This is a genomic window from Bacillus sp. HMA207, assembly GCF_003402455.1.
Lineage (GTDB): Bacteria > Bacillota > Bacilli > Bacillales > Bacillaceae_G > Bacillus_A > Bacillus_A cereus.
In genome coordinates this window covers 3,193,048-3,217,309 of sequence record NZ_BEZT01000001.1, presented here as the reverse complement: position 1 = coordinate 3,217,309, position 24,262 = coordinate 3,193,048, and the positions used below count along the sequence as shown (strand labels likewise).

Sequence of the window (24,262 nt, the reverse complement as noted above, 5' to 3'; positions counted from 1 at the left end):
TTTTGTTGTATGGATTGAATTATATAATGTATTGCAAATAGAAATAATAGAAGTAATGCGGAAAGGCGGTGGGGGGGAAATGAAATATCCAGACCATTTAGTAAAACAAGTGCAAGAGCGCAGTGCTCCTTATCAACTAGAAGGTTTTTTAAGTGGACAAGGTCCTGAAAATCCCAAATTTATGTTGTTAGGAGAAGCGCCTGGTGAAACAGAAATTCATAATGGGATTCCGTTTAGCGGGAGGGCGGGAAAACAATTAATGGATTTTTTAGAGCGTATTGATGTTACAAGGGAAGAAGTATATATTACGAGCGCTGTTCGAAGTAGACCTTATAAATGGCGAGAGAAAAAAGAACGAAATGGTGAAATCATACAAAAAAAGTATAATAGAACGCCAAATCAGGGAGAAATAGTTGCCCATGCGCCTTTGTTAGATTATGAATTAGAGAAAATACATCCGAAGCTTATCGTCACGCTTGGAAATATCGGTCTTCAACGTTTAACAGGAAAAAATAAAAAAATCACAGATGTACACGGGCAATTATTAAAACAGCCCATTCAAAAATTAAAGGATATGCAAAGTGCAGAGTTTACATGGTCAGAGAAAGAATATCATGTTTTTCCGACTTTTCATCCAGCTTCCATTTTTTATAATCGGAGTTTATTGGAGCTTATTCATGAGGATTTTGAGAAGCTTAAAAGACTTGTAATAAAAAACTAGAAAAGCTAAGGCGCTTTTCTAGTTACATTTAATTATGTAAAGGGTTTTTATTTTCATCTAACGTAAATCCTTCACCAACTACATCATGTACATCACTTACAGCGACAAAAGCATGAGGATCTACAGAAGTAATGATATTCTTTAATTTCACGATTTCATTTTTAGCAACAACGCAATACAATACGTTACGTTCCACTTTTGTATACGATCCAACAGCTTTTAAAAAGGTTGCTCCGCGCTCCATTTCAGATAAAATTTTGGCAGCAATTTCATCGTTTTTCTCTGAGATAATAGTCGCTCCTTTGGCAGCATAAGCTCCTTCTTGCATAAAATCAATGACTTTAGCACCGATAAAAACAGCAACTAGCGTATACATGCCCTCGCGGTATGATAAATAGGTAAGAATAGAGACTACGATAACGACAGCATCAAACATAAACATTGTTTTCCCCATACTCCAGCCAACATATTTGTGAGCTAGTCGTGCGATAATATCTACACCGCCAGTAGTCCCGCCATATTTGAATATTATTCCAAGGCCGATACCGATAAATGCCCCGGCGAATAAAGCTGCGAGTGTCATATCATTTTGCAAGTTTAAATGTAAGTTGAGTACTTCGTAACGCTGGAAAATCCATAGAAATAAAGATACGCTAAAGGTGCCAATTAATGTATATAAAAATGTCGTTCTGCCAAGTAACCTCCAACCAATAAAAAATATAGGGATATTTAAAATTAAGTTTGAGTAGGAAGGATCAAACTTAAATAAAAAATACAATAATAGTGTAATACCAGTAAACCCACCCTCTGCAAGGTGGTTTTCAATATTGATATTGACAATACCGAAAGAAAATATAGCGGAACCGATTAAAATAAAAATAATATTTCGCATCTTCAATTTTGATGTCATATAGAAATCCCCCTAATTATGTAATGATTGCATTGCTCCGCTGAAACAGTAAAACATAATAATAAGTAATTTCTAGTTGCTAGTGAAAATAGTAAGAACCTGATTGATGCGGGCTGATTTTTTGTGAAAATCGCAAAAGAAAGTTTCACTTTATTATAGTCTATCCAAAAATGGGTCGCAAATAGGTGCTTGGCGGGGAATAATATTTGTCAAATCGCGATGAATTGGCTAACATGAAAGAGGAAGGATTAGAGGTGAATAGTATGGAAGCAAAAACGATGAAAGATATGCAGAAAGAAGTAGATGCATATATTGGTCAGTTTAAAGAAGGTTATTTCAGTCCGCTTGCAATGATGGCTCGTTTAACGGAAGAAATGGGAGAGCTTGCAAGAGAGGTAAATCATTATTATGGTGAGAAACCGAAGAAAACAACTGAAAAAGAAAGAAGTATTGAAGAAGAGCTTGGAGATGTATTATTTGTTATGATTTGTATGGCAAATAGTTTAAATATTGATTTAGAGACAGCACATAACATTGTAATGAATAAATTTAATACACGTGATAAAGATCGCTGGACACGTATTGATGAGGGAGAGAAAGAATAATGAAAGAAATTAAAGTAATTATCGCCGGACCAAGAGGACGTATGGGACATGAATCAGTCCTTCTTATGGAAAGAACGGAACATTTTAATTTAGTAGCAGCAGTGGATTATAAGCATGGTGGTGAGAAGATTTCTGATTTACCTGGCATGCCAGCATTACATGCGCCGATTTACGCTGATTTACATACTTGTTTAGATGAAGTAGAAGCAGATGTGTTGTTAGATTTAACAACACCAGAAGTGGGGAAACAACACGTTACACTTGCAGTTGAGCGTGGACTTCGTTCGGTTATTGGTACAACTGGATTTACAGAAGAAGAATTGACACGTTTAACAGAGAATGCAAAAGAAAAAGCAGTAGGAACAATTATTGCTCCAAACTTTGCAATTGGTGCAGTTCTTATGATGAAATTCTCACAAATGGCAGCGAAATATTTCCAAGATGTTGAGGTAATTGAATTACATCATGATCAAAAATTAGACGCACCATCTGGTACAGCTGTAAAAACGGTAGAGTTAATTCGTCAAAATCGTGAATCAAAGCAGCAAGGTCATCCAAATGAAGTAGAGCAACTAGCAGGTGCAAGAGGTGCAAATGTAGACGGTATTCACATTCATAGTGTACGTTTGCCAGGGCTTATTGCACACCAAGAAGTAATGTTTGGTGGAGATGGACAAATGTTAACAGTTCGTCATGATTCATTCAATCGTGCATCATTTATGTCAGGTGTAAAACTATCAATTGAAACAGTAATGAACCTTGATCATCTTGTGTACGGTTTAGAAAATATTATCGACTAAAGGGGAGACAACGGATGAAAATTGCCTTAATCGCACATGACAAAAAGAAAAATGATATGGTTTCGTTTGCATACGCATATAAACCAATTTTTGAACAACATGAATTATTTGCAACAGGAACGACAGGGCTTCGTATTATGGAAGCGACTGGATTAGTTGTAACAAGATATCAATCTGGCCCTCTTGGTGGAGATCAAGAAATTGGTGCAATGATTGCAAAGAACGATTTAGATATGGTGATTTTCTTCCGCGATCCATTAACAGCACAGCCGCATGAACCGGATGTGAATGCATTACTTCGTTTATGTGATGTATATGCGATTCCACTTGCAACGAATATGGCAAGTGCTGAAATGTTAATGCACGCATTAGAGCGAGGAGATTTAGATTATCGTAAGTTAAGAAAATGAGGGGAACAATTATGAGTGGATTACATATATTAGCGTTTGGTGCTCATGCCGATGATGTTGAAATCGGCATGGCTGGTACCATCGCTAAATATACAAAGCAAGGGTATGAAGTAGGTATTTGTGATTTAACAGAAGCTGATCTTTCTTCAAATGGAACGATAGAGTTGAGAAAAGAAGAAGCGAAGGTCGCAGCTCGTATAATGGGAGTAAAAACGAGGCTGAATTTAGCGATGCCAGACCGTGGTTTGTATATGAAAGAAGAGTATATACGTGAAATTGTCAAGGTGATCCGTACATATAAACCAAAACTAGTTTTTGCGCCGTACTATGAAGATCGCCATCCAGATCATGCAAATTGTGCAAAGCTTGTGGAAGAGGCTATTTTTTCAGCAGGAATCCGTAAATATATGCCGGAACTTTCACCACATCGTGTGGAGTCTTTTTATAATTATATGATTAATGGTTTTCATAAACCGAATTTTTGTATAGATATAAGTGAGTACCTCTCTATAAAGGTGGAAGCATTAGAAGCGTATGAAAGTCAGTTTTCAACAGGGAGTGATGGTGTTAAGACACCGTTAACAGAAGGTTACGTTGAAACTGTGATCGCTCGTGAGAAGATGTTTGGAAAAGAAGTTGGAGTCTTGTATGCCGAGGGATTTATGAGTAAGAAACCGGTTTTATTACATGCTGATTTATTAGGGGGATGTAAATGAAATTAAAAATAGGTATTACATGTTATCCTTCTGTAGGTGGTTCTGGAGTTGTTGGAACAGAATTAGGAAAGCAATTGGCGGAACGTGGGCATGAAATTCACTTTATTACATCGGGTTTACCATTCCGGTTAAATAAAGTATATCCAAACATTTATTTTCATGAAGTGACGGTAAATCAATACTCTGTATTTCAATATCCACCATACGATTTAGCGTTAGCAAGTAAAATGGCCGAGGTTGCACAAAGAGAAAACTTAGACATTTTACATGTGCATTACGCAATACCACATGCAATTTGTGCATATTTAGCAAAACAAATGATCGGAGAGCGTATTAAAATTGTTACAACCTTACATGGAACAGATATTACTGTGTTAGGTTCCGACCCTTCGTTAAATAATTTAATACGTTTTGGTATTGAGCAATCGGATGTTGTTACTGCTGTCTCGCATTCATTAATTAACGAAACACATGAGCTTGTAAAACCAAGTAAAGAAATTCAAACGGTATATAACTTTATAGACGAACGTGTATATTTCAAGCGTAATATGTCTCAATTAAAGAAAGAATATGGTATAAGTGAGAGTGAAAAAGTACTTATTCATATTTCGAATTTCCGTAAAGTGAAACGTGTGCAGGATGTTGTTCAGGCATTTGCTAAAATTGTTAAAGAAGTAGATGCGAAGTTGCTTCTTGTTGGAGACGGACCAGAATTCTGTACGATTTTACAGATAGTGAAGAATTTACATATTGAAGATCGCGTTTTATTCCTAGGGAAGCAAGATAATGTTGCAGAACTACTTGCGATGAGTGATTTAATGTTGCTTCTATCAGAGAAGGAAAGTTTTGGTCTTGTTTTATTAGAAGCAATGGCGTGTGGTGTACCTTGTATCGGAACGCGGGTTGGAGGTATTCCAGAGGTTATTCAACACGGGGAAACAGGATATTTATGTGAAGTTGGCGATACAACAGGAGTGGCAAATCAAGCTATTCAGCTATTAAAGGACGAGGAACTTCACCGTAATATGGGAGAACGAGCAAGAGAAAGTGTTTATGAGCAATTTCGCTCAGAAAAGATTGTTTCACAATATGAAACGATTTACTATGACGTACTAAGGGATGACAAAAATGGAAAGATTTAAAAAAGCTAGTTCTATTATTGAGACATTAAAGCAACAAGGACATGAGGCTTACTTTGTTGGTGGGAGCGTACGAGATCTTATTATCGATAGGCCGATTGGAGATATTGATATTGCGACATCTGCTCTACCAGAAGAAGTGATGGCTATATTCCCAAGAAATGTTCCTGTTGGTCTTGAGCATGGAACTGTAATTGTTGTAGAAAATGGTGAGCCCTATGAGGTAACTACTTTTCGAACAGAAAGCGAATATGAAGATTTTCGAAGACCTAGTAGTGTTCAATTTGTTCGTTCATTAGAAGAGGATTTAAAACGTCGTGATTTCACGATGAATGCAATTGCTATGACAGAAGAAGGCAAAATGGTCGATTTATTTGCTGGACAGGAAGCCATTCAACAGAGAGAAATTGTGACAGTTGGAAATGCTGCGGATCGTTTTCAAGAAGATGCCCTGCGAATGATGCGTGGTATTCGGTTTGTAAGCACGTTAGGTTTTTCATTAGAAATGAAAACGAAGCAAGCGATTGAAACGTATGGGCATTTGCTAGAACATATAGCAATTGAGCGTATTACAGTAGAGTTTGAGAAACTGTTAACTGGTACATATTGTGTGAAAGGTCTCAAAGAATTAGTAGAGACGAAGCTATTTTCTCATTTGCCATATTTACAAATGTCAGAAGAGAGACTGTTAAAAGCTACGCAGTATAAATGGGATTCTTTCGAAACGGATATTGAGGCGTGGGCATTTTTCTTATATTGTATCGGAGAAGAACATCCATCTGTCTTTTTACGTCAATGGAAGTTTTCGAATAAAAAAATAAAAGATATTGTTGCAGTTTTATTGACAATCCGTACTAGAAAGGAGAAGGATTGGGATACAGTCCTTCTTTATAAAACGGGAATTCATATCGCTGAAATGGCAGAGAGAGTATATGAAGCGATGATTGAACGCTATGACCCTACATCTGTTGAACGAGTACAATCAATGTTTCATGCATTGCCAATCCAGGAGCGTCAAGAAATGAATGTGACTGGTAATGATTTATTAAACTGGGCAAACAAAAAGCCTGGTCCGTGGGTTGCTGAGATGCTTCAGAAAATCGAAGAAGCAATCGTACAAGGAAACGTAGTTAATGAGAAAGAGCGTATAAGGGAGTGGCTACAAGGATGCAATCTACTATAAGAAAGCAGTTATTGCAAGTTTTTTCTGAAGCGGATGGCGAGTTTGTATCCGGCCAAACAATTAGTGATAAACTTGGTTGTTCAAGAACTGCTGTGTGGAAACATATGGAGGATCTGCGGAGTGAGGGATATGAACTTGAAGCTGTGCGTCGATTAGGTTACCGAATTGCAAGTAAGCCAGACAAAGTGACCGCTAATGAAATTCAGTTAGGGCTACAAACGAAGCGGATTGGTAGAACAGTGTATTTTGAAGAAACTGTTGAATCAACGCAGCACATTGCAGCAAAACTTGCTTATGAAGGTGCAGAAGAAGGAACTGTCGTTGTAGCAGAAGAACAAACAGCGGGAAGAGGTCGTTTAAGCAGAAAATGGCATTCACCAAAAGGAACAGGGATTTGGATGAGTATTATTTTACGCCCATCAATCCCAGTTCATCATGCACCGCAACTTACTTTGTTAGCGGCTGTTAGTGTTGCACAGGCAATTGAAAAATGTACAGGTGTAAACGTAGGAATAAAATGGCCAAATGATATTTTAATTCAAGGTAAAAAGGCTGTAGGTATATTAACAGAAATGCAAGCGGATCCTGATAAAATTAATGCTGTCATTATGGGCATCGGTATTAATGCGAATCAAAAGCAAGAACATTTTGATGAAGAAATTCAGCACATCGCTACTTCATTAGCGATTGAATCAGGTAAGCCGATTGTTCGTGCAGAACTTATGCAACAAATCTATTTACAACTAGAAAAATTATATGAAGAATATTTACAAAATGGTTTCTCTGTCATTAAAATTCTTTGGGAAAGTTACGCTGTGAGCATCGGGAAAGAAATTACCGCTCGAACGATGAGAGAGACAATTACGGGGTTAGCAAAAGGAATCACAGAGGATGGTGTATTACTTCTGGAGGATCATGAGGGGAAAGTACATCATATTCATTCTGCAGATATTGAAATTAAGTAAAAGAAGTTCCTCTTTTGGAACTTCTTTTTATTTCAATAGTTTTGAGTTGAATTTGTAACATGATAATAAATTTTTTTCATATTTAAAGTTCATTTCAAAATATCTTCCGTCGAGTTGGCAGGGCATGTTATTTGACGATTACTTTGCCTGCCATTCCTTTAAGAAGATGGTATCGACATATTAATTCATATGTACCAGTATTTTTAGGTTTCACGGTAATATTCTTTTCTTTTCCTGACTCGATTACGACGTCAATGCCGAGTTTTTTCACTGTAAAGGTGTGCTCGTTTTTACCTTTATTTTTCAATAGTAATGTTGTTGATCCTTCAAGCGGAATCGTGATAACATTTGGATTAAAGTAATCATCATTTAGTTCAACCTCAATCACTTTCGTTAAATCGGTGGGGGGTGTTACGACAGTAACTGTGGCAAATACATGGGAGGATCCTAAAGACATCCACCATACAATCATTACAAGCAAACTGCTGAATCGAAATAACCACCTGTTCATAGACATCTGCAATTCTCCTTTGTTAAGTACTTTCCTCAATTAACCTGCATCATTAGTTTAAGAGTTATACTATACAGTTAAATGGATTACAGAAAAAATTAACTTGGACTTTTTTAACATGCGTTGAAAAAACATGTATCTTTTCAGGATTGAATTCTCCATAAAAACTGTATAGCATATATACTCTCGTGTTAAATTTCATATACCGTAATAAGAATAAAAAATTATTTTTTCAAAAAAATGTAGTAATTCCTTTTTGTAGTTTGCTATAATTAGTTCGAATGTGGGCAGTATCAGAGCGAACTGCACCATGATTCGAAGTCATACGAAAAATAATAACTTGGATTCTGCCTTGATCCAATAACGGACTGGGACAGAGGGATGAATAATGCCGACTAACACACAACCCTTCTGCCCTTTTATGGCCAGAGGGGTTTTTTATATGATTTCGGCCATCTCCTCTCTCCTGCATAAAGGAGGAGTAGTTTTTGAAAACAAAAACAGATTTTTTGAAGATGAAAGAGCAAGGTGAGCCGATTACAATGCTAACGGCGTATGATTATCCATCTGCTAAATTAGCAGAAGAAGCTGAAGTTGATATGATTCTAGTTGGAGATTCTCTTGGAATGGTTGTACTCGGATACGATTCAACAGTACCTGTAACAGTAGAGGATATGATTCATCATACGAAAGCTGTACGCCGTGGAGCGAAAGAGACGTTTATTGTAACTGATATGCCATTTATGTCGTATCACGTATCATTACAAGAAACGATGGTGAATGCACGTCGCATCGTTCAAGAGAGCGGGGCACACGCACTGAAGGTAGAAGGTGCTGGAGAAGTTATATCGACGATTCAATATTTGACGAACGCAGGAATTCCTGTTGTAGCGCATTTAGGTTTAACCCCTCAATCTGTAGGAGTGTTGGGTGGATATAAAGTGCAAGGAAAAGATGCGGAGAGTGCAAAAAAATTAATAGAAGATGCAAAGAAATGTGAAGAAGCTGGTGCAATAGCGCTTGTGTTAGAATGTGTACCAATGCAGTTAGCAGAACTTATTTCAGAGCAACTAACAATACCAACAATTGGGATTGGTGCAGGACAAAAAGTAGATGGGCAAGTACTTGTTTATCATGATCTTATCTCATACGGCGTAAATCGTGTTCCGAAATTTGTGAAGCAATATACGTCTGTTCAAGAGGAGATTGTGCGTGGGATTTCACAATATGTTACTGAAGTAAAGACAAGGCAATTTCCTGAAGAAAAACATTCGTTCACAATGAAAGAGGAAGAATGCTTAGCGTTATACGGAGGAAAACAATAATGAAAATCGTAATTACAGTGCAAGAGATGCAGCAAATTACAAGCGAACTTCGTGCAAGTGGAAAGAGTATTGGTTTTGTTCCAACAATGGGTTATTTACATGAAGGCCATGCTACTTTATTACGTAAGGCAAGAGAAGAAAATGAAATTGTAGTTTTAAGTGTATTTGTAAACCCACTACAATTCGGCCCAAATGAAGATTTAGATCGATATCCTCGTGATATTGATAGAGATGAAAATGTAGCAAAAGAAAACGGTGTAGATTATTTATTTTATCCGAGTGTAGAAGAAATGTATCCAGCAGAACAAACAACAACAGTAGAAGTTGTGAAGCGCACGGACGTATTATGCGGTCAACAAAGACCTGGTCATTTCGCTGGTGTTGCAACTGTACTGATGAAACTATTTAATATTACGGTGCCAACGCATGCTTATTTCGGTATGAAAGATGCTCAACAAGTTGCAGTAATTGAAGGATTTGTAACTGATTTCAATATTCCAGTTACAATCGTACCAGTTGATATTGTAAGGGAAGAAGATGGTTTAGCGAAAAGTTCTCGTAACGTGTATCTATCACAAGATGAACGTGAAGAAGCTCTTCATTTATACCGCAGCCTATGTATAGCGAAAGAAAGAATTGAGGCAGGTGAACGTAATCCGGAAATCATTACAAATCTTGTGAAAGATTATATTGAGACGCATACGAAAGGCACTGTAGATTATGCGGATTTATATGCATATCCGTCATTAACAATGGTAGAGAAAGTCGAAGGAAGAATCATTTTAGCTATTGCAGTTAAGTTTGAAAATGTAAGATTAATTGACAATATAACATTAACGGTTAAATAAGGGGGAGCATCTATGTTTCGCACAATGATGAGAGCAAAGTTACATCGTGCAACTGTAACGGAGGCAAATTTAAATTATGTAGGTAGTATTACAATTGATGAAGACTTAATGGATGCAGTAAATATTGTAGAAAACGAAAAAGTCCAAATTGTAAATAATAATAATGGTGCTCGCTTAGAGACATACGTTATTAAAGGGGAACGCGGTAGTGGTGTTGTTTGTTTAAACGGTGCTGCGGCAAGACTTGTACAACCAGGGGACAAAGTAATTATTATTTGTTATAGGCTAGTTACGGAAGAAGAGATTCATACACAAGAACCAAAAATTGCAGTACTAGACGATAATAATCAAATTATTGAAATGTTAGGTGCTGAAAAAGCGGGTACGATATTATAAGTAGAAATGCTATCTCCATTGCGGAGATAGCTTTTTTGTGCATCTTTTCATTAAGATGAGATAAAACGTGGTATAGTAACATTATATAAATTATTGTTGTTTGAAAGGTAAGAAATTGAGGTGTTACATATATGAGTAAGCGTTATGTCGTTGTTGATTTAGAGACGACAGGGAACTCCTGGAAAGATGGGAAGGATAAAATTACCCAAATTGCAGCTGTTGTAGTAGAAGATGGAGAGATATTGGAGATTTTTTCGTCTTTTGTTAACCCAAAGAGAGAGATCCCACCATTTATTACAGAATTAACAGGGATTGATGAAAGTCTTGTAAAACAAGCCCCGTTATTTCAAGATGTAGCCCCGATGATTGTTGAGCTATTACAAGGTGCGGCTTTCGTTGCGCATAATGTTCACTTTGATTGGAATTTTTTAAATGAAGAATTAAGGCAAGCTGGATATACAGAAATACATTGTCCGAAAATCGACACGGTTGAATTGGCTCAAATTCTTTTGCCGACAGCCGATAGTTATAAATTACGTGATTTAGCTAAGAAGCATGAACTAGAGCACGATCAACCACATCGTGCGGATAGTGATGCTCTTGCAACAGCGGAATTATTTTTACAATTTTTAAATGAAATTGAAAAGTTACCACTTGTCACGTTGCAATCGCTTTATGAATTAAGTGATGTGTTCCAAAGCGATATAGCTGATGTGCTTTCTGAAAATATTTTAAAGAAAGTAATGCACGGTAAAGAAGATATAGCGCAATATGAAATACATCGAAATATTGCGCTGAAAAAGCGGAACTATTCCTTAAACCTTGGAGAAACGTGTTCATCAAAGTTTGATGCTTTCTTGAATAAAACGATGGATAAATTGGAATCACATATGCCAAAGTTTGAAAGAAGAGAAAGTCAACAACTGATGATGAAAGAGATATATACGGCGTTAAGAGATTCTCGTTTTTCACTAATTGAAGCCGGTACAGGAACAGGAAAGACTCTCGCTTATTTGCTTCCTAGTCTTTATTTTGCAAAGAGAAAAGAAGAACCTGTCATTATAAGTACACAAACGGTACAACTCCAACAACAAATATTAGAAAAAGAAATTCCGTTATTACAAAAAATAATGCCATTTTCATTTGAGGCAGCTCTTCTAAAAGGAAGAAAGCATTATTTATGCTTACATAAATTTGAGTATGCTTTGCAAGAGGAAGAAAAAAATTATGATATGGCACTTACAAAGGCGAAGATTTTAGTTTGGCTATTGCAAACTGAAACAGGTGATCGAGACGAATTAAATATTCCTGAGGGCGGAAAGTTACTTTGGAATCGTATTTGTAGCGATGCGTATAGTCCAGGCGGTATGCAAAGTAATTGGTTTAGTCGTTGTTTTTACCAGCGAGCGAAGAATAAAGCTTTATTTGCAGATATCGTTATTACAAATCATGCGTTATTATTTCAAGATTTTTCAAGTGAAGAACCGTTGTTCGCTTCATGCGAACATATTATTTTTGATGAAGCTCACCATATTGAAGAAGCCGCGAGTAGAACATTGGGTGAACAGTTCTCTTGTATGTATTTTCAATTGGTTATATCTCGTCTTGGGACACTAGAAACAGAAGATGTACTCTCCAAAGTATATAAAATGATGAAAAAATCAGAGCAAGCATCTCGTTCAACTTTCCGTATGATAAGTTATAGTTTGAAGGAACTTAAGTTTGATGCGGATGAACTCTTCCAAATGTTACGTACTTTTATATTTAAACAAACAAAGCAAGAGCAAGGAACGAATAATATGCCGCTCATCTATAGGTATAACGCAGAACTAGAAAAAGGTAAGTTGTGGGATAGTATCGTCGAATTAACAAATCGTTTTATATATGAATTAAGAAGGGTAGTAACTGCTCTTGAGAAGCAAGTGGATATATTGCAAAGTAAGTTAGAATGGGAGATGCATGTTGTAACAGGTGAATTTATGCATTTAATTGAGTTGCTGAGAAAGATGGCAGAATCATTACAGTTACTCGTATTAGAAAAGAATTCGTATGTAACTTGGATGGAGACTGAAACGAAAGGGACGATTCATTCAACAGTTCTATACGCACAGCCTGTCCATATTGGTGAAAGATTTGCTGATGAATTTTTAACAGAAAAAAAGAGTGTTATTTTTACATCCGCAACACTAACAGTTAACGATACGTTTGATTATATAAAAGAGGAACTTGGTTTACATGATTTCGCTCCAAATACTTTAAAGGTTCCGTCACCATTTCGTTATGATGAACAGATGAAATTAATGGTTTCAACGGATGTACCTTTTATTAAGCAAGTAAGTAATGAGCGATATATTGAATCTGTATCGGAACATATTGCAAAGATAGCAAAAGCCACAAAAGGCAGAATGCTCGTTTTATTCACTTCGTATGAAATGTTAAAAGAAGCGTATGCGAATTTAAAAAATAATGATGAATTAGAGGGGTATTTATTACTGACCCAAAGTGTGAATAATAGAAGTCGAAGCCGCTTAATTCGAAAGTTTCAAGAATTCGACAAATCAATTTTATTAGGGACGAGCAGTTTCTGGGAAGGAATAGATATTCCAGGAGATGCCTTAAGTTGTCTTGTTATAGTCCGTCTACCATTTACACCTCCTCATCAGCCGATGATGGAAGCGAAAGGTGAGTGGCTAAAAAATCAAGGTGAAGATGTATTTGCTAAATTAGCGCTTCCACAAGCAATATTACGTTTCAAACAAGGATTCGGCCGCTTAATTCGAACGAATACAGATACAGGAACGGTAGTAGTGTTAGATCGTCGTTTGACGAGTTCTTCCTATGGAAAACGATTTCTACAATCGATTCCTAACGTACCTCTTTATGAAGGGCCATTAGAAGAATTGTTAGTACAATTAGAAGAATCACCAAATGAATAAAAATGGAAGAAAAATACGCCTGAAGTACTTATAAACTTCAGGCGTAAAAAATGTGGGTAGGAGGAATTTTATTTTTCTTACTTCTTGTATACAAAATGTGTTGGTTTTCGACTTGAAACCTTTTTTTGCTGTACATGTCCTGCTATAATAGATGGGTGATGAAGCAGGGGTTGTAAAGAATGTACTCTTATTGTAACCGCATTGCGTTCTTCTATAATTAGAAATTTTTGTGTAACGGAGGAGTTTTTTCATGGAGAAGAAAATCGAAGTACTATCAACGACGCGTATTAAATATTCGTCGGATTTGTATAAAATTGTTGATAGTTTAAATCGTACGTTAAAAGAGCAGGACCTCATGTTCGGACTAGCATTAGACGAAAAAGATAAAGAAACAGCTGTATTTACGATTTACAGAACGTAGTGATACAATGAAAAAGTGGATTTTTGCAATCATTATTGTTATCGTTGCTAGCGGAATATATGGGGCGTATGTTTATAATAAAGCGATGGGAAAGAAAATTCCAAAAGAGTCGAAATTTGTAGAAATTGCTAAAGAAAAAGCAAAGCTTACAAAGGTGAAATCTGTTGATTATTACAACGGAAAATCTGCATATATAGTCGTGCAAGGTACAGATGAAAAGGGAGAACAACTTATCGTTTGGGTGCCTGAGAAAAAAGGGGATACTGTAGTAAGGAAAAAGAGCGAAGGTATTTCTGAAAAAGAGGCTATACAAAGAACAATAGAGCAAGTCGGCAATGAAAGTAAGGAATCAAAAAGTAAGCCGAAAGAGATTATGAAAGTGAAATTAGGCTTTGAAAATGATGTACCACTATGGGAAGTTACATATATTGATGATGACAATCGTTATAGTTATTACTATCTTGAATTTAAAGATGGAAAATTTTTAAGACGATATAGCATTGAAAAATAGATGTAGGGGGAACTACAAATGAAATTAGCAAAGCGAGTAGCTGCTTTAACACCGTCTTCAACTTTAGAAATTACAGCAAAGGCACAAGCATTAAAAGCAGAGGGTCATGATGTAATTGCATTAGGGGCAGGGGAACCTGACTTTAATACACCAGAGCATATTATGGATGCTGCACATAAAGCGATGTTAGAAGGGCATACGAAGTATACACCAACAGGTGGATTACAATCGTTAAAACAAGAAATTGTGAAGAAATTTACTCGCGATCAAGGTATTGCGTATGATCCATCTGAAATTATTGTATGTAATGGTGCAAAGCATGCATTGTATACATTATTCCAAGTATTACTTGATGAAGGAGATGAAGTTATCATCCCAACTCCTTACTGGGTAAGCTATCCAGAGCAGGTAAAGCTTGCTGGCGGTAAGCCGGTTTATGTAGAAGGTTTAGAAGACAATGAGTACAAAATTACAGCAAAGCAGCTGCGTGAGGCAATTACAGAGAAAACGAAAGCAGTTATTATTAATTCACCGAGCAATCCAACAGGAATGATTTATAGCAAAGAAGAATTACAACAGCTTGGAGAAGTATGTTTAGAACATGATATTTTAATCGTTTCTGATGAAATTTATGAAAAATTAATTTATGGTGGCGTAGAATATACTTCAATTGCCCAGCTTTCTAATGCATTAAAAGAACAAACACTTATTATTAATGGTGTATCTAAATCTCATTCTATGACAGGATGGCGTATTGGATATGCTGCAGGAAATAAGCAGCTTATTAAAGCGATGACGAACTTAGCGAGTCACAGTACGTCAAACCCTACTTCAATCGCTCAATACGGCGCAATTGCGGCATATGCAGGCTCACAAGAACCTGTGGAAACAATGCGTCAAGCCTTTGAAGAGAGATTAAACATTATTTATGATAAATTAATTCAAATCCCTGGCTTTACTTGCATTAAACCGCAAGGTGCATTTTACTTATTCCCTAACGTAAAAGAAGCTGTAGCTTTATCAGGATATGCAACAGTTGATGATTGGGCAAAAGCTCTATTAGAAGAGGAAAAAGTGGCTCTTGTACCAGGTACAGGATTTGGTGCTCCAAATAATGTTCGCTTATCATATGCGACATCTCTTGAACAAGTAGAGAAAGCATTAGAGCGTATCCATACATTTATGAAAAGTAAAGTGCAAGCTTAATTTTATATTTCATTCATGTAATATAAAAAACCTCCCCATTAATAGGGAGGTTTTTTTGACGAATTGTGGCAAAAAGAAATAGCTAAAGGTGTGTTATACTAGAGAGCGAGGTGTTTGGTGATGAAAAAGAAAATGATGTTACAGTGGTTTGAGCAGGGAAGCATTGCAATTCCAAAATTACTTATGATGCATTATAAAAAATTAGGTTTAAATGAGACGGAATTTATGGTCGTACTTCATGTACACACATTTTTAGAGTCAGGTAATTCGTTTCCGACTCCTTCAGAGATTTCTGAACGGATGACGATAACGGAAATGAAATGTATGGAAGTAATTCAAGCATTGATTCAAAAAGGGTTTTTATCACTAGAAGGTGGACAAAGATCAGAAGCGATGATGTGCGAAAGTTATTCTTTACAACCGTTATGGGAAAAAATATTACATTTCTTAATGGATGAATCGATAGAGGAAGAGCAAAAAGAAAAAAAACAGCTGCAAGTAAATTTATATACAGTATTTGAAAAAGAATTTGGAAGACCACTTTCGCCGTTCGAATGTGAAACGTTAGGAATGTGGGAGGACCAAGATCAACATCATCCAAATTTAATTCAAGCGGCTCTTAGAGAAGCTGTAATGAGTGGAAAACTAAATTTCCGATATATTGATCGTATTTTATTTGAATGGAAAAAGAATGGAATTAAAACGGTAGATCAGGCTCAAAATCAAGGTCAAAAATTTAGAGCGAATCAACAAAGAGCACAACAAATGACAAAACAAGAGACGAAATTTACTGGAAAAGTGCCTTTTTATAATTGGTTGGAGCAGTAATATAGGAGGAAGTATATGTTAAATAAAACGCAAATTCGCTATTGTTTAGACACAATGGCGGATATGTATCCAGAAGCACATTGTGAATTAATTCATGAGAATCCTTTTGAATTAGTAATCGCGGTAGCACTATCTGCACAATGTACAGATGCACTTGTAAATAAAGTGACGAAAAATTTATTTCAAAAATATAAAACACCAGAAGATTATTTAAGTGTATCTTTGGAAGAGTTACAACAAGATATACGTTCTATTGGGTTGTATAGAAATAAAGCAAAAAACATTCAAAAATTGTGTCAGATGTTGCTGGATGATTACAATGGAAAAGTTCCAGAAGACCGTGACGAGTTGACGAAATTACCAGGAGTAGGGAGAAAAACAGCAAATGTAGTTGTTTCGGTAGCGTATGGCATCCCGGCAATTGCTGTTGATACGCATGTAGAAAGAGTGAGTAAACGGTTAGCGATTTGTAGATGGAAAGATTCGGTGTTAGAAGTAGAAAAAACATTAATGAAGAAAGTACCGATGGATGAGTGGGGAGTTACACATCATCGTATGATTTTCTTTGGACGTTATCACTGTAAAGCACAACGACCGCAATGTGAGGAGTGCAGACTGTTAGAAGTATGTCGTGAAGGAAAGAAGCGAATGAAGGTGAAATAAAGGATGGAGCGAGTTATAGAAATACCGAAAGAATTTCACTGTTTACCATTTTTTAAAGAAAGTGTAAATTTAGTTAAGTATCATACAGACAATTCTTTTGAAGAGATAATACAAAATACTTACTTTATATTTGATATTGAAAGACAGTATGAGCCGTGGAAGGAAATTGAAAACAGCATTCCAGCGATGTTGAATGTATGGAAAAATAAGCATGAAGACATTGCTATACTGTTTCGAAATAGAAATAAGCAAGAGGCTGAGGGACCAATGATTCTTTTTGCAGCTCACTTGTTATCGGTTGTCTATTGGCTAAATGAACAACCTGTTCATAGTTTGAATGAAATGCAAATAAATACGAATAAATTAAAAGTGCGACCTGTTAATTTTATGGAAAGATATTCATTCATTATAAAGAAACCGAGTAATTATCATTCTTATATTCAATTAGCGCAGTTGTATATCGAAATAGAAAAGCTGTATGTAAAGAAAATGATAACAAAAAAGAAGTCCGCTTCTCGTTAAGAGAAACGGACTTCTTTTTTGTATATTAGGACTCTGTTGTAACAACAGCACCGTCTGCGTGAGGTGTATCTCCTCCGGTATTTTGGTGTTGCTGTTCTTGTTGTTTCTTAGCCTCTTCTTCAGCTTTTTTCTTGGCCTCTTCTTCAGCTTTCTTCTTAGCTTCTTCTTCAGCTTTTTTCTTAGCTTCTTCTTCAGCTTTTCTTCTAGCTTCCTCATCAGCTTTCTTTTGAGCTTCTTCTTGCTGTTTACGTTGTTGTTCTTGCTGTTGTTCTTGTTGTTTCTTAGCCTCTTCTTCAGCCTTTTTCTTAGCTTCGTCTTGTTTTACTTTATCTTCATTAGCCTTTTTCTGGGCTTCTTCATCAGCTTTTTTCTTAGCTTCTTCATCGGCCTTTTTCTTAGCCTCTTCTTCAGCTTTTTTCGCATCTGGAGTTCCGCCAGGCGCAGTGAAGGATGCACCAACTGCTGGGCTTGTTCCAGTACCTTTTTTCGCTACTACAGAGAAGCTGTAAGTAACACCTGGTTTAATACCACCAAGAGTAGCTGTCGTACCACTTATTGATAGGCTACCACTTGAACCATCAGTTGCTTTATAGCTGGCTGCATATGCATCGACTTCTGCTGGTCCAGACCAGTTTAGTGTAACTGTGCTAGCGCCATCAAAAGTGACATTCAGACCACTAGGGGCATCTACTTTAATTTGTTTAATTGCATCTTTTTTCGCACCTTTTACGTATAATTCTCCGTTTATTTCTTGTACAGAAGAAGGACGTTCAAAGCGAGATTTATCTGTAGCGAATTTGCTCATCATTACTTGGAACATTTGCTGTGCAATTTTAGTATAACGATCACTAATGTAGTTTTCTGGACCATTCTTTACGTAACCCGTCCATACAGCCATCGTATATTGTGGTGTATATCCAGCGAACCAGCTATCCCTGTTTGCATCAGCTGGAATGCCGTATTTCTTTAAATCTTTTGCATCAAAGTTTTGCGTTCCAGTTTTACCCGCTACGTCAACACCTGAAACATATGCTGTTGGTCCTGTACCACCAGAACCAGGTTTTACTACGTCACGAAGAACGTCAGTTACCATGTAAGCTGTATAGTCTTGCATAGCGCGTTGTTCTTTCGGTTTAAAGCTTTTCTTTTTCCCGTCCGGGAAGGTTACTTCTTTTACGAAGTGTGGTTTATTATAGTTACCACTATTACCGAAGGTTGCATATGCACCTGCTACTGCTAATGGAGAACTATCGTTACTACCAATTGCAGTAGATTCATGTACTCCATTTTCAAATGTCATGCCTAAACCTTCAGCAAACTCTTTTGATTTATTAAGTCCAACTGTTTGAGCTGTCTTTAAAGCCGGGATGTTTAATGACTTCTTCAATGCTTCACGAAGTGAAACGTCACCTTTAAAACTCCCTGTAGCATTTTTAATCTTTGTGCCATCCGAATAAGTATATTCAGAGTCATTTAATTGATGGTAAGTAGACCATTGAAGATTCTCAATCGCTGGACCGTAGTCGAAAATTGGTTTCATTGTTGAACCAACTTGGCGTTTTAAATCAGTTGCCATATTATGACCTTTGAAAGTGGACTTATTTTCTTTACGTCCAGCACCAATTGCTCGAACTTCTCCAGATTGTGTATCCATAAATACGAATGATCCTTGGAATTGATCGTTTGGATACTTAATAAGATTACCATCCATAATTTTTTCAGCGTAATCTTGAGCATCTTGATCAAGTGTTGTATGAATCGTTAAACCATCTGAACCGATATTTACATCAGGATATTCTTTTTCAACTTCTTTTACAACCGCATCTAAAAATGCTTGATACTTCATCTCAGTTACTTCTGAAGACGGTTGAAGGCCCTCAGTTACTGGGATCTTAACGGCGTTATTCATTTCTTCTTTTGTTATATAACCATGTCGATTCATTAATGATAATACGACATTACGACGATTTGTTGCTCGTTCAACATTTTCCTTTTTTGTTGGATCATAAATGTTTGGACCTTGGGGTAAACCAGCGAGCATAGCAGCTTCATGTAATTGCAAGTCTTTTAAATCTTTACCATAATATTTTTGCGCTGCTGTCGCAATACCGTATGAACGGTTACCTAAATTAATCTTATTTAAGTACATTTCTAAAATCTCATGTTTAGAGTATTGTTGCTCTAATTTGTAAGATAAGTACCATTCTTGTACTTTTCTTTTAGCAGTTTTGTCCATCGTTAGAAAGTAGTTTTTAACGACTTGCTGTGTAATCGTACTACCACCTTGGGAACCGAAACCACCAGTGACATTTTCCATAACTGCTTTTGTAGTTCGTTTAAAATCAATTCCATTATGATCATAGAAACGCGAATCCTCAGTTGCAAGGAATGCATTTTCAACTACTTTTGGAATTTGATCATAAGTAACGTGTGTTCGTTTTTCAGCACCGTATTCATAGAAGAAATTCCCGTTTTTATCAAGAAACTTTGTTGATAAAGGATTAACAAGTTTGGCTTTGTCTAATTTTGGAGCATCCTTTACCATAACAAAGAAAGCGGAAACGCCGGCTACAAGACCAACGATACCAAGAAGTAGACAACCTATAAGAAATTTCTTGAAAAAGGAGCCTTTTTTCTTTGGTTTTTCTTCTTTATGTGTTTTTTTCTCTTGATTTTTCACATGATTTCGTTCTGTACGAGAACGATAATTATCTGACATTATACTTTCTCCTACCTTTCATTCTCTCCCCCAAAAGTCGAAAAAAGAGCCTTAGTGATGACTCTATCACGAAAAATAAACCATGTCTAGTACACGGATATAGTCAATCCGAGGGTGATAACCGCATGATAATAAGGATCCATGCTCTTCTATTTCTTCTTTCGTAATCGACTTGCGTCCACCAGTATTTTGACGATTCCAAAATGCAATAATATGTTTTGCATCTAGTAAATAAAATTCATCAAAAAGTGTAAATTTAATAATAACAAATGCAATTCCATTATGAGCAACCACTTGCTTCATATGTTCAATTTGATGAAGGTGGAAGTTTTGAAGTGGGAAACTAGTTTTATTTTTTGTTTCCTTTGCTTCAAAATCGATGTATTTCCCTTTGTATACACCGTTGTAATCTGTTGTAGAAGGTTGTTTAAAATACGCTTCTTTTACCACTGCAGCACTTCGAGCGGGGTAATCTACTTTTACAATTTGAAGAGGTGTAGGCTTTTTATGTACACATGCAATATTATGGGTTAAGTAATATTGATTTGTTTCATTCAATTCCTCTTCAAGGGACATACCTCTATTACTATAAGTATGTGTTTTTATAGGTGTTTTTTGAGGTTGTGAAGCTTGATTATACCTTTTTCCATTTGGGTAACGAATGGTCATAGTGTGTCCACCCCCAACTTGCTAAGAATTACTTACAAAGGTGATTATATCAAAAAATGAAAAAAGATGTGACCTTTTTGATGAAAGGTATGATGACTTATTTATGTTTACATGGAATGATTATATGAAAATGAAACAAAATCGAGAAAAAAATTTTTGTACAGAGGAAGAAAAAGCAATCGTTCACAATATTAAAAAGAAAACAGAAATAGCTAATGTGGACAATATTTCTCGGACACAATCTTATCAAGAATATTATTTAAGAAATAGTGAAATCAGGTGGGCCTTTTTAGCGAGTATGGTTTCGAGAAATGCGGGCTGGAATATGACTGATTTAGAAGGGAGATATTATGCTACTGTTTTACCTAGAACGGTAAAAAAACATTTATTTATTCTGTACGAACAGGCTAATTGGATTATTTTTTTAGATGCATTTCCTCAGCTATTATTGTATGAGGAAAGTAAGAAGAGACGTGCACCTCTCTTTCATTTGTTGCAATATTTCAACGTATCAATATTTATGGAAAAAGAATGGTTACTTTTCTGGGAAAGAAGAGATATGAATAGGCTTATGACAGCGCTTATTATAAATGAACAAAATAAAATTCAAAAACCAGTCATTGAGAACACATATTTTAAAAAACATGTATTCCATACTGCACTTTTTAAAGTGCAAGAAAGACTTCATATTAGTGCAGTTATCTTCCCAACAATTGAAGGGAGAATGTATGGATTTTCGGTTTATCAATTTGAAACGTTACAACAGCGTATAGAACTAGGAAAAAAATTAGCATGGTTATTGTTTCATCCAATTTATAATGGTTCGTTTTATAAGTTTGCATTGCAAACTACACATACTGGGTCTAGAGAAGATTATGAAGTTTACGCAAAGGAAACTCGAAAGTCTTATACGCCAACACTTAGAGATATTTATCCTGTTATTTTACATGAAGAAATAAAAATGAGAGATTGGTTTTGTGCAAATATGAAAATGAATGTGCTATTTGTACCTGAAGAACCTAAAGGGGAAGTTAATATAACAGAATGGTATAGAAGAAAGAGAGAACAAATCTATAGGCTATCTATCGCAAATCGTTTTGCTAAAAGGATGGATGAGTTCATGATATAATAAAAAAGAAGTCCCGTCTTCCATTTTGAAGACGGGACTTCTTAATTTGAAACAATCCTGCTATGTGTGCTACAACTTTAATCTCAAAACGTAATGCTAGTAGGAGATTAAGGGTGACTTGAAATTTAACTGTTCGTAATAAAGTCTCGCTTTATGTAGCAGGGAAGTTTGGACCATCTAGCTTTGGATTGCCAGTCTCGGGTTTATTTTGTTGTTTGTTTTGGTTTTTCTTTTTTTCATTTTTGTTCTTTGCCATTGTAATACACCTCCTTTTTGTATTGTTACCATTTCTATAAATGACATACGAAATGATTTCTTTGACGAATAACAACTAGTTTTGTCATGTGGGCAGGAGTGGTGAATCATTCGGCGAAATTACATGACAAAGGAAAAGCAAAGAAGGAGGCGTTTTGTATATGGCGATGGTTCAGAAGGAAGATGTAATGAAAAAAATGGATCAAATGTTAAGTTCTCTCGATTTGCTGGAAATGAATATAGGGATTAGAATGAAGCATGCATTAAAGGATGCGAGTGAAAAAATATGCAATAAGATAGAAATAACAGAAATGCATATTGAACATATGGAAAATAAATTAGTGCATCACGAAGAGAAAGGGAATTGGGTAAAGACATTTCAAAACGTCGTAGTGAGTGCATAATAAGGTGGGAAAGAAATGAAGAATGAAGCATTAATACAGTCTTCAGAAAAACTCATGCAGTATAATAATGAAGCGAATGTAAAAAAGAGAGAACTAACCGAATACGACTTTTATAAGGATATGAAACCGTTTGTAGATATGGTAGATGAGGAATTAAAGAAGTGGAAAGAATTAGCTTATAAGTGGATTAAAGAAGAAAAGCCAAAATATATACATGTACAGCAAATTGATCAAGTATATGATAATTTACAAACGAATGTGTTGCAATGCTTTGTAAATAAAGGTAAAGGTAAACGATTCTTTGAAACACACCAAGCCATTTCGTATACTTTGCAAAATATAGTTGAGCAATGTAAATAACAAGAGGGAGATCCCTCTTGTTATTTTTATGCTTCTGTCATTGTTGTAGGTTTTGTTGCGCCGTTTATTTCTAATTCTTTTATTAATGTTCGATAATCTGATATGCATATTTTTCCTTCGAGATACCAATGTCTCGCAAAGTCTAATAATTCATTTGCATTCTCTGTGCAATACCCCTTTTTTTGAGAAAACGCTTGTTTTAAATCCCCTAATACCATGTTGATTCCTCCCCCATGAGAATCTTCTTCTTTATTATCATAGCATGGAAGGGTTTTCTTTTTTAATTTTTTAAAAATTTAAACTTCCGACAAAAATAGACAGATACTCCATCACACATATTATTTTATAGGTACATATTATATATGTAGAAACTTATGTGAAGGAGGAGAGAATGCATGTTTCAACAACCTAACTTATATCAGCAAACGAATCCATATGCACAGCAAAATATGTACCAATATAATACGGATACATATTTACGGTATAATATGTATCCTTTCGAGCCTTATTATGGAAATCAAAATTATTATCAACCGTTTGAAGTGTCCTTTATGAATCAAGCTCAACAACCACAACAGCAGCAACCTTATGTGAATCAAGCTCAACAACCACAACAGCAGCAACCTTATGTGAATCAAGCTCAACAATCACAAGCTCAGCAACCATACATGAATCAACCACAGCAGCAGCCTTATATGAATTCGCAATATTATATGCCACCACCATCGCCGTATGCTAATCAACAAGCGATGTTTTATCCACCAAAACAACCGTACCCGACGCAGGGTAAGCAAAAGCAACAACAGCCAAGTCAGTTTTCTAGTTTTGTTTCTCAATTTAAAACATCAGATGGTAACTATGATGTAAATAAAATGATGAATACAGCTGGACAAATGATGAATGCGATGAATCAAGTGACAGGTATTGTAAAGCAAGTTGGAGGCTTTTTTGGTAAGTGATGTTGAAGGATTGTCTATAAAAACAATGTAAATGAAATAAAGGACTAGACAAATTTCCTTGTAATAAATGGGTATATATAACAAACGGCTTTCTCTCTTTTCTCATACTGTAAAGTGTAATCAGATTTTTTTAACGAGAGAGGAGAGAAAA

General features: G+C 35.9%; 28 protein-coding genes. 22 read left to right on the top strand and 6 right to left on the bottom strand.

Features of this window, described 5'->3' with window-relative positions; genetic code table 11:
* Positions 1 to 79: 79 nt before the first annotated feature.
* Positions 80 to 721 (top strand): uracil-DNA glycosylase, encoded by a 642-nt coding sequence (locus tag HMAS_RS16555; protein WP_000876871.1) that lies wholly within the window; start codon positions 80 to 82, stop codon positions 719 to 721.
* A 28-nt stretch (positions 722 to 749) separates the two neighbouring features.
* Here HMAS_RS16555 and HMAS_RS16550 read toward each other — a convergent pair whose 3' ends face one another.
* On the bottom strand, positions 750 to 1,631 hold the full coding sequence (locus HMAS_RS16550; protein WP_000202121.1) for a YitT family protein: 882 nt from the start codon (positions 1,629 to 1,631) through the stop codon (positions 750 to 752).
* Between the two features lie 263 nt (positions 1,632 to 1,894).
* Between HMAS_RS16550 and HMAS_RS16545 the strand changes: the two genes are divergently transcribed.
* Genes HMAS_RS16545 through HMAS_RS16515 form a run of 7 tightly spaced genes read left to right on the top strand, consistent with a single transcriptional unit; the run spans position 1,895 to position 7,449 of the window.
* Entirely contained in the window at positions 1,895 to 2,236 is a 342-nt protein-coding gene (locus HMAS_RS16545; protein WP_002108639.1) for a nucleotide pyrophosphohydrolase, read from the top strand.
* On the top strand, positions 2,236 to 3,036 hold the full coding sequence (dapB, locus tag HMAS_RS16540; RefSeq protein ID WP_046392516.1) for a dihydrodipicolinate reductase: 801 nt from the start codon (positions 2,236 to 2,238) through the stop codon (positions 3,034 to 3,036). Before HMAS_RS16545 ends, dapB begins: the two co-directional genes overlap by 1 nt.
* A gap of 14 nt (positions 3,037 to 3,050) precedes the next feature.
* On the top strand, positions 3,051 to 3,446 hold the full coding sequence (gene mgsA, locus HMAS_RS16535) for a methylglyoxal synthase (protein WP_000684765.1): 396 nt from the start codon (positions 3,051 to 3,053) through the stop codon (positions 3,444 to 3,446).
* Between the two features lie 11 nt (positions 3,447 to 3,457).
* Positions 3,458 to 4,162 (top strand): bacillithiol biosynthesis deacetylase BshB1, encoded by a 705-nt coding sequence (gene bshB1 / locus HMAS_RS16530; RefSeq protein ID WP_000015673.1) that lies wholly within the window; start codon positions 3,458 to 3,460, stop codon positions 4,160 to 4,162.
* Positions 4,159 to 5,304 carry an N-acetyl-alpha-D-glucosaminyl L-malate synthase BshA gene (bshA, locus tag HMAS_RS16525; protein WP_000768305.1) on the top strand — a complete coding sequence of 382 codons (1,146 nt, stop codon included), beginning with the start codon at positions 4,159 to 4,161 and terminating at the stop codon, positions 5,302 to 5,304. Before bshB1 ends, bshA begins: the two co-directional genes overlap by 4 nt.
* On the top strand, positions 5,291 to 6,484 hold the full coding sequence (locus tag HMAS_RS16520; protein ID WP_000439321.1) for a CCA tRNA nucleotidyltransferase: 1,194 nt from the start codon (positions 5,291 to 5,293) through the stop codon (positions 6,482 to 6,484). Before bshA ends, HMAS_RS16520 begins: the two co-directional genes overlap by 14 nt.
* The gene (locus HMAS_RS16515) at positions 6,469 to 7,449 is read left to right on the top strand and encodes a biotin--[acetyl-CoA-carboxylase] ligase (protein WP_001192063.1); all 981 of its coding nucleotides are present in this window, start codon (positions 6,469 to 6,471) and stop codon (positions 7,447 to 7,449) included. Before HMAS_RS16520 ends, HMAS_RS16515 begins: the two co-directional genes overlap by 16 nt.
* 127 nt (positions 7,450 to 7,576) lie before the next feature.
* Here the strand turns inward: HMAS_RS16515 and HMAS_RS16510 are convergent, their stop codons facing one another.
* The gene (locus HMAS_RS16510; RefSeq protein WP_046392517.1) at positions 7,577 to 7,966 is read right to left on the bottom strand and encodes a cupredoxin domain-containing protein; all 390 of its coding nucleotides are present in this window, start codon (positions 7,964 to 7,966) and stop codon (positions 7,577 to 7,579) included.
* A gap of 482 nt (positions 7,967 to 8,448) precedes the next feature.
* On the opposite strand from HMAS_RS16510, the gene panB reads away from it, so the two are divergent.
* The 10 genes from panB (at position 8,449) to HMAS_RS16460 (ending at position 17,616) form a co-directional block, all read left to right on the top strand.
* Complete coding sequence (panB, locus tag HMAS_RS16505; RefSeq protein WP_000851108.1) at positions 8,449 to 9,285, top strand: 3-methyl-2-oxobutanoate hydroxymethyltransferase; 837 nt, start codon at positions 8,449 to 8,451, stop codon at positions 9,283 to 9,285.
* Entirely contained in the window at positions 9,285 to 10,133 is an 849-nt protein-coding gene (panC, locus tag HMAS_RS16500; protein ID WP_048534455.1) for a pantoate--beta-alanine ligase, read from the top strand. The genes panB and panC overlap by 1 nt, the downstream gene beginning before the upstream one ends.
* Positions 10,134 to 10,145: 12 nt before the next feature.
* Entirely contained in the window at positions 10,146 to 10,529 is a 384-nt protein-coding gene (panD, locus tag HMAS_RS16495; RefSeq protein WP_048534453.1) for an aspartate 1-decarboxylase, read from the top strand.
* 131 nt (positions 10,530 to 10,660) lie between these two features.
* A complete protein-coding gene (dinG, locus tag HMAS_RS16490; RefSeq protein WP_048558859.1) occupies positions 10,661 to 13,465 on the top strand; it encodes an ATP-dependent DNA helicase DinG in 2,805 nt (934 codons plus the stop codon).
* 250 nt (positions 13,466 to 13,715) lie between these two features.
* Positions 13,716 to 13,886, top strand: coding sequence for a YpmA family protein (locus HMAS_RS16485; protein WP_000412179.1), 171 nt, complete (start codon positions 13,716 to 13,718; stop codon positions 13,884 to 13,886).
* Between the two features lie 7 nt (positions 13,887 to 13,893).
* A complete protein-coding gene (locus HMAS_RS16480) occupies positions 13,894 to 14,397 on the top strand; it encodes a DUF5590 domain-containing protein (RefSeq protein WP_000758739.1) in 504 nt (167 codons plus the stop codon).
* A gap of 18 nt (positions 14,398 to 14,415) precedes the next feature.
* Positions 14,416 to 15,603, top strand: a complete 1,188-nt coding sequence (aspB, locus tag HMAS_RS16475) for an aspartate transaminase AspB (RefSeq protein ID WP_000761560.1) — start codon at positions 14,416 to 14,418, stop codon at positions 15,601 to 15,603.
* Positions 15,604 to 15,723: 120 nt separating this feature from the next.
* The gene (dnaD, locus tag HMAS_RS16470; protein ID WP_000728542.1) at positions 15,724 to 16,431 is read left to right on the top strand and encodes a DNA replication protein DnaD; all 708 of its coding nucleotides are present in this window, start codon (positions 15,724 to 15,726) and stop codon (positions 16,429 to 16,431) included.
* A gap of 15 nt (positions 16,432 to 16,446) precedes the next feature.
* Positions 16,447 to 17,094: an endonuclease III gene (gene nth, locus HMAS_RS16465; RefSeq protein ID WP_000933030.1), complete on the top strand. Its 648-nt coding sequence runs from the start codon at positions 16,447 to 16,449 to the stop codon at positions 17,092 to 17,094.
* Positions 17,095 to 17,097: 3 nt separating this feature from the next.
* Positions 17,098 to 17,616: a YpoC family protein gene (locus HMAS_RS16460; protein WP_006924378.1), complete on the top strand. Its 519-nt coding sequence runs from the start codon at positions 17,098 to 17,100 to the stop codon at positions 17,614 to 17,616.
* A 25-nt stretch (positions 17,617 to 17,641) separates the two neighbouring features.
* On the opposite strand, the gene HMAS_RS16455 is transcribed toward HMAS_RS16460, so the two are convergent.
* The gene (locus tag HMAS_RS16455; protein ID WP_001283092.1) at positions 17,642 to 20,335 is read right to left on the bottom strand and encodes a PBP1A family penicillin-binding protein; all 2,694 of its coding nucleotides are present in this window, start codon (positions 20,333 to 20,335) and stop codon (positions 17,642 to 17,644) included.
* 66 nt (positions 20,336 to 20,401) lie between these two features.
* Positions 20,402 to 21,004 carry a Holliday junction resolvase RecU gene (gene recU / locus HMAS_RS16450; protein ID WP_000155598.1) on the bottom strand — a complete coding sequence of 201 codons (603 nt, stop codon included), beginning with the start codon at positions 21,002 to 21,004 and terminating at the stop codon, positions 20,402 to 20,404.
* 103 nt (positions 21,005 to 21,107) lie between these two features.
* Between recU and HMAS_RS16445 the strand changes: the two genes are divergently transcribed.
* The gene (locus tag HMAS_RS16445) at positions 21,108 to 22,133 is read left to right on the top strand and encodes a DUF2515 domain-containing protein (protein ID WP_002023716.1); all 1,026 of its coding nucleotides are present in this window, start codon (positions 21,108 to 21,110) and stop codon (positions 22,131 to 22,133) included.
* A 151-nt stretch (positions 22,134 to 22,284) separates the two neighbouring features.
* On the opposite strand, the gene HMAS_RS28345 is transcribed toward HMAS_RS16445, so the two are convergent.
* On the bottom strand, positions 22,285 to 22,464 hold the full coding sequence (locus tag HMAS_RS28345) for a hypothetical protein (RefSeq protein WP_001987054.1): 180 nt from the start codon (positions 22,462 to 22,464) through the stop codon (positions 22,285 to 22,287).
* Positions 22,465 to 22,549: 85 nt separating this feature from the next.
* On the opposite strand from HMAS_RS28345, the gene HMAS_RS16440 reads away from it, so the two are divergent.
* Together HMAS_RS16440 and HMAS_RS16435 are read left to right on the top strand one after the other, a co-directional pair.
* Entirely contained in the window at positions 22,550 to 22,792 is a 243-nt protein-coding gene (locus HMAS_RS16440; RefSeq protein ID WP_116344924.1) for a hypothetical protein, read from the top strand.
* 15 nt (positions 22,793 to 22,807) lie between these two features.
* The gene (locus tag HMAS_RS16435) at positions 22,808 to 23,152 is read left to right on the top strand and encodes a YppE family protein (RefSeq protein WP_000786939.1); all 345 of its coding nucleotides are present in this window, start codon (positions 22,808 to 22,810) and stop codon (positions 23,150 to 23,152) included.
* A gap of 26 nt (positions 23,153 to 23,178) precedes the next feature.
* Here HMAS_RS16435 and HMAS_RS16430 read toward each other — a convergent pair whose 3' ends face one another.
* Positions 23,179 to 23,370, bottom strand: a complete 192-nt coding sequence (locus tag HMAS_RS16430) for a YppF family protein (RefSeq protein WP_000242652.1) — start codon at positions 23,368 to 23,370, stop codon at positions 23,179 to 23,181.
* A gap of 177 nt (positions 23,371 to 23,547) precedes the next feature.
* Between HMAS_RS16430 and HMAS_RS16425 the strand changes: the two genes are divergently transcribed.
* A complete protein-coding gene (locus HMAS_RS16425; protein ID WP_016122190.1) occupies positions 23,548 to 24,111 on the top strand; it encodes a YppG family protein in 564 nt (187 codons plus the stop codon).
* Positions 24,112 to 24,262: the final 151 nt, after the last annotated feature.